The organism is Acidaminococcus sp. CAG:542, from assembly GCF_000437815.1.
GTDB lineage: Bacteria > Bacillota > Negativicutes > Acidaminococcales > Acidaminococcaceae > Acidaminococcus.
This window is the reverse complement of sequence record NZ_FR902102.1, coordinates 1-5,751: the sequence shown is the minus strand read 5'-3', so window position 1 is coordinate 5,751 and position 5,751 is coordinate 1. Positions and strand designations below refer to the sequence as shown.

Annotated in this window: 7 protein-coding genes and 1 tRNA gene; 7 read left to right on the top strand and 1 reads right to left on the bottom strand. The window is 58.2% G+C overall.

Going from position 1 to position 5,751, the window contains the following annotated elements:
• The first annotated feature begins 151 nt into the window (after positions 1–151).
• Positions 152–412, top strand: coding sequence for a YkgJ family cysteine cluster protein (locus tag QVO43_RS08930; protein ID WP_022488172.1), 261 nt, complete (start codon positions 152–154; stop codon positions 410–412).
• A 205-nt stretch (positions 413–617) separates the two neighbouring features.
• Positions 618–1,010 carry a hypothetical protein gene (locus tag QVO43_RS08925; protein ID WP_022488171.1) on the top strand — a complete coding sequence of 131 codons (393 nt, stop codon included), beginning with the start codon at positions 618–620 and terminating at the stop codon, positions 1,008–1,010.
• A 376-nt stretch (positions 1,011–1,386) separates the two neighbouring features.
• On the opposite strand, the gene QVO43_RS08920 is transcribed toward QVO43_RS08925, so the two are convergent.
• Positions 1,387–1,475, bottom strand: a tRNA-Ser gene (locus tag QVO43_RS08920).
• A gap of 115 nt (positions 1,476–1,590) precedes the next feature.
• Between QVO43_RS08920 and hydE the strand changes: the two genes are divergently transcribed.
• The 5 genes from hydE to QVO43_RS08895 all read left to right on the top strand — a co-directional run.
• Complete coding sequence (gene hydE, locus QVO43_RS08915; RefSeq protein ID WP_022488170.1) at positions 1,591–2,700, top strand: [FeFe] hydrogenase H-cluster radical SAM maturase HydE; 1,110 nt, start codon at positions 1,591–1,593, stop codon at positions 2,698–2,700.
• A 147-nt stretch (positions 2,701–2,847) separates the two neighbouring features.
• Positions 2,848–3,060 (top strand): DUF1858 domain-containing protein, encoded by a 213-nt coding sequence (locus QVO43_RS08910; RefSeq protein ID WP_022488169.1) that lies wholly within the window; start codon positions 2,848–2,850, stop codon positions 3,058–3,060.
• 14 nt (positions 3,061–3,074) lie between these two features.
• Positions 3,075–3,683 (top strand): hypothetical protein, encoded by a 609-nt coding sequence (locus QVO43_RS08905; RefSeq protein WP_022488168.1) that lies wholly within the window; start codon positions 3,075–3,077, stop codon positions 3,681–3,683.
• A 13-nt stretch (positions 3,684–3,696) separates the two neighbouring features.
• A complete protein-coding gene (locus tag QVO43_RS08900; RefSeq protein ID WP_022488167.1) occupies positions 3,697–4,257 on the top strand; it encodes a hemerythrin domain-containing protein in 561 nt (186 codons plus the stop codon).
• Positions 4,258–4,335: 78 nt separating this feature from the next.
• A partial coding sequence (locus tag QVO43_RS08895) for an amidohydrolase (RefSeq protein WP_288174850.1) occupies positions 4,336–5,751 on the top strand: 1,416 nt, incomplete at its 3' end.

Sequence of the window (5,751 nt, the reverse complement as noted above, 5' to 3'; positions counted from 1 at the left end):
TGGAGAAAGTACACCCCGGAAGAAAAACAGCAGGTGGGGAAGGCGGCCCTTTTGGCCAAGACCCTGAAAATTGTCCTGGATACCCCTCTCCTCCGGGAAGACGGGACCCTGACCCCGGAATCGGAAAAAATGCTGGCACAGGGCCTGGACCATGTTTCCCTGCAGTAAATGCGGCCAGTGCTGTAAAAAAGTGGGCCGCACCCCCCTGGCCAAAAACCTGGACCGGGGAGACGGGGTGTGCCGCCATTACGACGGAGCCATCCGCCTGTGCCGCATCTACCAGGAACGTCCCCTCCTGTGCCGGGTGGACGAGTACTACGACCGGTTCCTGAAGGACAAAATGCCCCGGGAAGAATGGTATCGGCTGAACCAGGAACAGTGCAGGAAGCTGCAGGATAAAAGTGCAGAGTGAAGAGTGCAGAGGGAAGAGGGAAGAGCGGGACGGCAGGGCCGCACGGATCCGTAGGGGCCGCACAACCGGCGGCCCGCCAGAACTACGAATCCCTGACTCCAACGCCGTAGGGGCTAGCCGCAGGCAAGCCCTTCCCGGCCGCCCAAGGGGCCTCTACAACGACGAACGACCCACGATGAATGAAACCAAAGGAGAAATTTCAACCATGTGCATCGAATCCGATTGGAAACTGTTCAGAAAACGCCTTCCAGGTTGGCAGGAAAATTACATGGCCACCCTGCTGGAACAGTATAAAGCCATCCTGGAAGAAGACACCCAGGCAGCCAAAAGGTTCCATAAACTGGAGGATGAACTCCTGGAACACAGAAAAGATGCAGGCGTACTCTGCGAAATGCGCAGGTCCCGGATGTTCAGCAACATCCTCTGCCTGATCCACGAAGGAGCCATCACCCAGGACGATCTGGAAGGCTTCAGCGAAGAACTGAGAAAACGAGTGGCTGGCTGGTTGAAGATGGAAGAGAAGGAAGATAGTAAAAAAGAGGTAAGGCATCGAGAGAGCAACTGGGTAAGGAATCCGGTTAAAAAAATCAAACCGTAAGTCCCCCCAGAGGGCATGCATCAACCGCCTCCCGCCAAAGGAGACCATTTGCCATGGGCAAATGTTTTTGAAGGAAAACGCAGCCCTGTGGGCTGCTAACCCACCACCCATGCTGGGCATGGATACCCCCGCCCTTGCAAAGGGCGGATATAAGACCGCCGGCCCTGCGCCCCTACAACGTTGGAATCGGGGGCCGACAACAACGGTCAGAGAAACGGATCCTCCGATAACCCCGTCCTCAGAATTTTCCGTGGTGAATCCCTGACCCCAAGGTTGTAGGGGCTAGCCGCAGGCGAGCCCATCCCGGCCGCCCAGAGGGGCCCATTCCGCACAAAAAAAGAGCCGTTGCCCGGGCAACAGCTCTTTTTTCAATATTTGGCGGAGGAGGTGGGATTCGAACCCACGGTCCCTTGCGGAATCGCCAGTTTTCAAGACTGGTGCCTTAAACCACTCGGCCACCCCTCCATAAGCTAACAGAGTTAGTATATCGTAGTGATTTTCCCTTGTCAAGGAACTCTGCCTACTCTTTTTATCCAACCTAGTGTATAATAAAAGTACTGCAATCAAAAGGAAAGGGCGGGTGGACATTGTGGATCTGGTGGACAAGCTGAAGGAATATTCCGTGCTTACGGAGGAGGAGTATAAAGAACTCCTGCTGACGGAGGATCCTCTGCTCCGGGCCAAGCTGTTCCGGGGGGCCCAGGAGGCCATGAATTTTGTGTTCCACCGGAAGGTGCATTTCCAGGGGGTGCTGGAATTCACCAACCACTGTCCCCAGAACTGCCTGTTCTGCCGCCGCCGGGAAGAGAACAACGACCTGCCCCGTTTCCGGCTGAACTGGGAACAGATCCGGGGCGCCTGCGAACTGGGGTACCAGATGGGGATCCGGTCCTTCCTGCTCCAGGGCGGGGAAGACCACTACTATACGGACATGATCATGTGCAACCTGCTCCGGAACCTGCAAAAGCAGTTCCCGGACTGTGCCCTGGGGCTGTCCATCGGGGAACGGAGCCGCCAGTCCTACCACCGGCTCCACCAGGCCGGGGCCCAGCGGTATTTCCTCAGCTTCCAGACCGCGGATCCTCTCCATTTTTCCCGGCTCCATCCTCCCACCCATTCCCTGTCCACCAAAATCGCCTGCATCAACGATCTGAAAGACCTGGGTTTTGAAACGGATACCGGGTTCCTGGTGGGAGCCCCTTATGAACAGGCGGAATACCTGGTCCGGGATCTGACCCTGCTCCAGGAGCTGGCTCCCCATTCCATCACCCTGACCCCCTTCCTGCCGGAAGAGGGGACACCTTTCTACCAGCAGGACCGGATGGCCCTGGAAGAATACCTGCGGCTTACGGCGGTGCTGCGGATCCTGTTCCCCCGGGCCAACATTGTGGCTCCCTGGTCCATCCGGCGGATCCATGCCCACGGCCAGATCCTCAGCGTCCAGAGCGGGGCCAATGTGCTGCGGATGCCCATGGCGCCTCCTGCCGGCCCGGAAGACCTGAGCCAGGACGCTCAGAAAAAGATGCTCCACACGGTGGAAGTCATGTACCGGTATCTGAAAAATTACGGGTACTATCTGACCCCGGGCCGGGGAGATTCCCTGCTGTATCCCCACCGGGTGGAAGACCCTGAGCCCGCAGCCCTGGAAGAGGCCAAGACGGAAGAGACGGAAAATCCCGAAACTGAATAAAGAAAACCAAGATATGTTGTTAAAACAACATATCTTTTTTTGTTCCTCCCGTATACTATGACATGTAAGGAAACAAAGAACCTGCCGCAAGGCCAGGTTCTGCTGATAAGGAAAAACAAAAATCATCATACAATGGAGGAAATGAAAATGGAAAACGCAAAGAAAATCACGGGCGAAATGCTGGTTGGCAAGATCTGTGCTGAACATCCGGAAGCCATCCCGGCTCTCCAGGCTGTAGGGATGCACTGCCTGGGCTGCCCTTCTTCCCAGATGGAATCTTTGAATGACGCTGCCTTCGTCCACGGGCTGGACCCTCAGAAGGTGGTTGACGCTGTGAACGCCGCTCTGGCGGAAAACTGAGGGGAGGGGAGACCATGAGCGCATTTCTGGGACCCATCCATCACTGGCTGTACGGCAAGATCCAGCTCCAGGAAGCCATCATCGCCCGGATCGCCGGAGAAGCGGAAAAACAGGGCTGGGGCACCGGGGACAAACCGGCAGCTGACTATGTAAAGGAAGAAACCCGTCCTCTGGACGAACTGATCGACACCACCAACATCCACGGCTGGCTCCAGGGCCGGATCCACGATGCGGAAGGCCGTTATGCCCAGCTGGTGTCCGCCCTGCTCCACCACAACGACAACCTGCTGCCGGAACTGGAAAAACTGGCCCGGGAAGTGGGCCAGGACCGGGCTCTGGGTTCGGACGCCGATGCTTCCGCCATCTACCGGGCCTTTGAAGACGCCTTCCTGAACGGCATGCCCTGCGACCGGGTGAACCAGGTCACCGACCAGAATCCGGATGCCTTCGCCTGGGACCAGACCGATGATCTCCACGGGGGCTACTGGCAGGAAGCGGACGTGAACCCCCGGGTGTACTACATCCTGCGGGATGCCATGATGGAAGGGATGCTGGAAAACACCGGCTACACCCTGGAACAGGAAGACCACACCCATTACGTGCTCCGTCCCAAAGCGGCCTGAAGGAGGAAGAACCATGACCTACAGCATTGAGTGCATGAAAAAAGAACATGAGAACATCAGCCGGATGCTGGAAGTGATCCGCCAGGCCTGCATCGGGATCCTGGAACTGTCTCCGGTGGACGTGGGGGATTTTCGGGACATGGTGGATTTCATCCGGAACTATGCGGACAAACATCATCACGGGAAGGAAGAAAAGTTCCTGTTCCCGGTGATGGTGCAGAAGCTGGGCCGGGTGGCGGACAACCTGGTGACCCACGGGATGCTGGTGGAACACGACCTGGGCCGGGACCACGCCATGAGCCTGGCCACCGCCCTGGATGAATACGAAAAGAATCCCAAGACCGAATACAAGCTGGACATCCTGACGGAAGCCATGGGCTACGCACGGCTGCTGAAGCGCCACGTGGAAAAGGAAAACAACGTGGTGTACACCTTCGCCGAAAACCAGCTGACCCCGGAAGACCTGGCGGACATCGACGCCAAAAGCAGGAAATTCGAGGAAGAAGAAGGGGCCAAAGGGGTCCAGGACCATTACCTGGGAATTTTGGAACGGTTGGAGAAGAAGTATCTGTGAGTAAAGGGGCTGCTTGGAAAAGCAGCCCCTTCTTTGTGCTATAATGAAACCATCTTCTATTCTAGGGAGCGTGATGGTATGGATGCACAGAAAATCATTGAACGGGCGGTGGATGACCGGTACCGGGAGGAACTGATCGGCCTGAGCCGGAAAATCTGGGAACTGGCGGAAGTGGGCTACGAAGAAACCCGGTCCGCCGAAACCCTTTGTGAGGCCCTGGAACACCACGGGTTCGCCGTTACCCGTCATCTGGTGAACATTCCCACTGCTTTCAAAGGCGTCTGGGGCAAGGGACGCCCGGTGGTGGGGATCCTGGGAGAATACGACGCTTTGCCGGGACTCAGCCAGGAAGCGGGCTGCCCGGTGAAAAAGCCGGAACACGAAGGCTGCCCCGGCCATGGCTGCGGCCACAACCTGCTGGGCACCGGGGCACTGGCCGGCGCCCTGGCCCTGAAGGACTATCTGGAAGAAACCGGCAAACCGGGCACCGTGGTGTATTTCGGTACTCCGGCAGAAGAAAACCTCAGCGGCAAAGCCTTCATGGCCCGGGACGGGGCCTTTGACGGGGTGGACTTCTTCCTTACCTGGCATCCGGCTCCGGAAAACCGCACCGCCACCCCCCACCTGAACGCCAACGTGTGCCGGACCTACAAGTTCAAAGGCATCACCTCCCACGCCGGAGGCGCTCCCGAACTGGGCCGCAGCGCCCTGGATTCCTGTGAGATCATGGGGGTGGGGGCCAATTACCTCCGGGAACACGTGATCATGGAAGCCCGGATCCACTACGCCTATCTGGACGTGGGCGGCCGGGCCCCGAACGTGGTCCAGGACCATGCGGCGGTCCGCTATGTGGTCCGGGCCCCCTATTACCGGCAGGTGAAGGAAATCGTTCCCCGGCTGGACGACGTGGCCCGGGGGGCGGCTCTCATCTGCGGCACCCAGGTCACTGTGGAACGGGAATCCGGCTATTCCGAATACATCAACAACAAAGTCCTGGCCCAGGCAGCCACCGAAGCCTTCCACGCCATCGGTGCGCCCCAATGGGATGACCGGGACTTCGCCCTGGCCAAAGCCTTTACCGATTCCTTCAGCGACAGCATGAAGACCAAAGAAAAGGACATGATCCTGAAACGGTACGGCCGGGACCGGCTGGAAGAAAAACTGGCCCGGCCCCTGGATACGGAGATCAAGGACTTTGATCCCGACCGGGAAGAACTGGATTTCGGCTCCACCGATGTGGGGGACGTGGGCTTCATCGCTCCCACCTACTACTTCAACGTGGCCACCGAAGCCCTGGGCACTCCGGGCCATTCCTGGTACAAAACCGGCCAGGTGAATTCCAGCATCGGCCAGAAAGGCATGCTCACCGCCGGCAAAGTCATCGCCCTGACTGCGGTGAAAGTCCTGGAAGACCCGGCCCTGCTGACAGCCGCCAAAGAAGAATTCCAGGCCAAGAACAACGGCCAGTACGACTGCCCGGTGGCAGGAGTGGAG